This window comes from Microbacterium aurantiacum (genome assembly GCF_002872075.1).
Lineage (GTDB): Bacteria > Actinomycetota > Actinomycetes > Actinomycetales > Microbacteriaceae > Microbacterium > Microbacterium aurantiacum_A.
In genome coordinates this window covers 73,029-77,260 of the sequence record NZ_PGGU01000026.1, presented here as the reverse complement: position 1 = coordinate 77,260, position 4,232 = coordinate 73,029, and the positions used below count along the sequence as shown (strand labels likewise).

Annotated in this window: 3 protein-coding genes and 1 pseudogene; all 4 read right to left on the bottom strand. The window is 63.8% G+C overall.

Annotated elements, in window-relative coordinates; all coding sequences use genetic code 11:
• Positions 1-43 precede the first annotated feature (43 nt).
• A complete protein-coding gene (locus tag CUR96_RS17060; protein ID WP_102194533.1) occupies positions 44-1,603 on the bottom strand; it encodes an ABC transporter substrate-binding protein in 1,560 nt (519 codons plus the stop codon).
• An 80-nt stretch (positions 1,604-1,683) separates the two neighbouring features.
• A complete protein-coding gene (locus CUR96_RS17055; protein ID WP_102194532.1) occupies positions 1,684-2,685 on the bottom strand; it encodes a carbohydrate ABC transporter permease in 1,002 nt (333 codons plus the stop codon).
• A complete protein-coding gene (locus CUR96_RS17050; RefSeq protein WP_219722012.1) occupies positions 2,672-3,565 on the bottom strand; it encodes an ABC transporter permease in 894 nt (297 codons plus the stop codon). The genes CUR96_RS17055 and CUR96_RS17050 overlap by 14 nt, the downstream gene beginning before the upstream one ends.
• 182 nt (positions 3,566-3,747) lie before the next feature.
• Positions 3,748-4,232 (bottom strand): annotated as a pseudogene (locus CUR96_RS18825) (discoidin domain-containing protein); the annotation flags it as partial.

Genomic DNA, 4,232 nt, shown 5'->3' with positions numbered 1-4,232 from the left:
GGCGGGGCGCGCGTCGCGCGACCCGCCCGGCTGTGATGCCTGCTCAGCCCTCGCGGGCGTCGTCCCAGGCCTTGATCTGCGTTTCGATCTCCGCTCGGGCGTCTTCGTAGCCGACGTCCTTGAGCTTCTGGCGCATCTCGGCGATCGCCGCCGCCGGGTCGTCGAACTTGCCGTACTGCAGCTGCGGGATGTACTCCGAGAGCACGCCGCTCATGGCTGCGAGCGTCGATTCGATCGGCGTCTTGTCCACCACGAGCGTCGAGTACGGGTAGTCCTTGGCGTCGGCGTCGAGCGCGTCGTAGATCTCTTCCTTGTTCGGAGCCTCGGACGTCCGCGGCAGCTCGAACTCGTCCATGCGCCCTGCCCAGAAGTTGGCGCCGAGCCCGTCGGTCGACGAGTCGTAGCCTTCGGGGTAGCCGAGCTTGCCGTCGTCGGTGACGACGTAGTCGGTTCCCTCGATGCCGAAATTGATGAGGTTGTAGGCCTCTTCGTCGTTGCGGAGCAGGTCGTAGACCTGCAGCGCCTTCTCCGGGTTCGACGAGTTGGCGCTGACCGCCATCGCTCCGTGGGTCTTGATGTCGCGGAAGTAGTTGCCGTTCTCGGAACCGAAGGAGAACAGCTTCGGGTCGGACCCCGGCTGCTTGGTCGTCATGTTGTCGACGATCTGCCCCACGAACGTCTGGGTGTGGTGCTGGTCGGTGCCGGACAGACCGGCGTAGAACAGCTCACGGGTGTCGCCGTCGTAGTTCAGCGCGTCCTCGCGCCAGACCCCGATATCGTTCCACTCCTTCGCCATCTCCGCGGCCGCGACCAGTTCGTCGCCTTCCATGTACCAGGAGGTGACATCGGTCTCGTCACCCTCCGGAGTCTGGAACGGGAAGTAGTTGCCCGCGGTGATCTGCTGGATGGTCTGCAGGTCGGTGTGGCCCTGGAGATAGCCGGTCAGGGCGAACTCGTTGGCGCCGGCGACATCCCAGGGGTAGGCCTCGGGCTTGTTGGTCTTGATCCACTGGAAGTAGGTCGTGAAGTCCTCGAACTTCGTGATCTCGCCGTCGGGGAAGCCGGCCTGCGCCGCCCAGTCACCGCGGTAGAAGAAGCCGTGGTTGGTCCACTGCGTGTAGTTGTCCTCTGGGATGAAGTAGATCTGGTCGTCGTCGAGCTTGGTGAGGTCCCAGTCGCCTGCGGCATCCACCTGCTCCCAGGTCTTCGGCGCGTTCTCCTTGAGCATGTCCTCGCTCAGCGGCAGGAAGGCCCCCTTCTTGGCGTTCTCCCATGCGTAGAGCCAGTCGGTCGCGGTGGTGATGAGGTCGACGTTGTCGTCGCCGGAGAGGAGCTGGAGGTTGTACTGGGTCTGCCAGTCGGCCCATTCGACGTAGAACAGGTCGAGCTTCGCGTTCGCCTTCTCGACGAGGCGCTCGTTCAGCTTCTCGAGCATGGCTTCGAGGTGACCGTTGGTGGGCTTGTCGCCGAGCACGAGCATCGTGATCTCGGTCGGAGCGCCGCCCTCCTGGTCGCCGTCGCCGGCGGTGCAGGAGGTGAGCGCTGTCGCGCTGACGCCCAGCGCGACCAGCGCTGCCATGGACGTGATGATCCTTCTCTTCATGTGAGACTCCTTCGGCTCATATCTGTTGGTGCAGGGGGATGTTGCGGGGTTCGGTGCGGGTGGGATGTGCAGGGCAGGGATCAGCCCTTGACTGCGCCGACGGTGATGCCGCTGACGAAGTACTTCTGGATGAACGGGTAGACGAGCAGGATCGGGCCGGTCGCGACGACCGCGCTCGCCATCTTGAGCGTGTTGCTCGGCAGGTCGGTGATGCTGACGTTCGAGCCGGCGACGGAGTTGCGCAACGCGTTCGCCGTGTTGATCACGTTGTACAGCTGGTACTGGAGCGGTTTGAACTCGACGGTGCTGCCGAGATACAGCGACGAGAGGTACCACTCGTTCCAGTAGCCGAGGGCGAGGAAGAGTCCGACGGTGGCGAGCGCCGGCTTCATCATCGGGAGCGCCAGCTGCCAGAAGATGCGGAAGTCGCCGGCGCCGTCGATTTTGCCGGACTCGACGATCTCGAAAGGCACCGTGCGCATGAAGCTCTTCATCAGGATGATGAGCCACGGCGTCATCAGCAGTGGCAGCCAGACGGCGAGGTAGTTGCCGCGCAGGTCGAGTGTGCGGCCGATCCAGAGGAAGGTCGGTGCGAGGCCGGCGGAGAACAGGGTGGTGAAGTAGATGAAGAAGGAGATCTGGTTGCGGAACCGGAAGTCGGGTCGCCAGAGCGCGTACCCGGTCATCGAGATGACGAACAGACCCACGGCCGTGCCGGTGACGGTCATGATGATCGTCACGACGTACGAGCCGATGATCTGCCCCGGCGCCTTGAAGATGTACTCGTAGGCGGTGAACGTGAAGCCCTTCGGCAGCAGCCCGAACCCGCTCTTCATGATCTCCGACTCGCTGGAGAACGAGGCTGAGACGATCAGCACGAACGGCAGCAGGCAGAACAGCGCGAAAAGGGAGATCGTGACGTAGGAGATGCCTCGCAGGACGTAGTCGCTGCGCTCGAGCTTGATGGGACGGCCGCCGGGGCGTTCCCGCAGCCTGCGTCCGGGCTTGCGCCCGGCGAGCACGATGGCCTCCGTGGTCACCGGGTCGGCGATGACGGCCGGCTTGAGGTCAGAAGAGGGCATTTTCCTTGTTCACCCTTCGTACGATCCAGTTCGCGGTCAGCACGATCGCGAATCCGAACAGCGACTGGTAGAGGCCCACCGCGGTGGAGGTCGTGAAGTTGTTCTGCGACATGACCATCCGGTAGACGGAGGTCTCGATGATGTCGGTGGTCGAGAAGAGCGCGGCGTTGTTGCCGACGAGGTTCCAGAAGAGGCCGAAGTTGCCATGCATGATGCCGCCGAGCGAGAACAGCAGCAGGATGATGAACGTCGGCTTCAGGCTGGGCAGGATGACGTGGCGGATCCGCTGCCATGCCGAGGCGCCGTCGATGGATGCCGCCTCGATCAGCCCCTTGTCGATGCCCATGATCGCCGCGAAATAGACGATGGACCCGTATCCTGTGCTCTGCCAGAGCTGCACGAGGACGATGATCAGCGGCCAGGCACCGGCGGTGCTGTAGATCTTGATCGGGTCGCCGCCGGTCTGCTCGATGAGGGCGTTGAGCGCACCGGTGTCGTAGTTGAGCAGGTTGAACGCGATGACGCCGACGAGGACGACCGAGATGAAGTACGGCAGGAACATGATTCCCTGGCTGAGCTTCTTGAAGTACTTCAGCCGCACCTCGTTCATCATCACCGCGATGGCGATCTGAAGGACGTTGCCGAGCACGATGAACGCGATGTTGTACAGGATCGTGTTGCGGGTCAGCTGCCACAGCTGACCGGACTTCAGCAGGAACTCGAAGTTCTTGAGTCCGACGAACGGGCTGCCGAAGATGCCGTCGTTGTAGTTGAAGTTGGTGAACGCGATCCAGATTCCGGGGAGCGGCGCGTAGCTGAACACCAGGAAGAACACGATCGCCGGCAGGCACATGAACAGGAGCATCCTGCTCTGAACCATGCTCCGCCACACCGATGCGCGCGGTCGGAAAGTTTGCAACTGTGCCATCTTCGCCTCTCTGCGGGATGCCGTCGCTTCGTCGTCGAAGCAATTCCAAGACTAAAACTAACCCTTGATGAAAGTCAATGGTCAAAGGTGACGGGCGGTGCCGATTCCGCCGGCTCCGCCCGTCACCGTTGCGATCAGCCGCAGTTCGCGGCGGGATAGCCGGCCGCCACTGCGGCCTCTCCCACGGAGACGGCCACTTCGCCGGCGGCGATCGACGCCTTGCGCGTCGCGGCCACGGCGGAGCCCTTCTCCCCCGCTCCGACCTCTTCGACGACCCGGCGCCCGAACGGCGTCTCCACGACGGCATCCACGGTGCCCGCACCGGTATTGTGCACGGTCGAGACGAGCTGCACCTTCCCGGCGATGCAACGCGTGGAGACCGCCGGAACGAACTCCGACGAGCGCGCGCCAACGGCCAGCACGGGGATCTTCAGGAACGAACCCGGCGTCGCGAACGTCAACCGGACGGCCGAGGCGACGACGGGGTCGAACGAGATCGACGTCGGCGCGCCATTGGCGCTCGGCACGACGTTCTGCGCGCTCGTCGCATGCCAGGTGCCCTGAGCGTCGCGGTACTCGACGCCCACTGCGGTGATCGTGCCCTCGCTGTTCGTGAAGC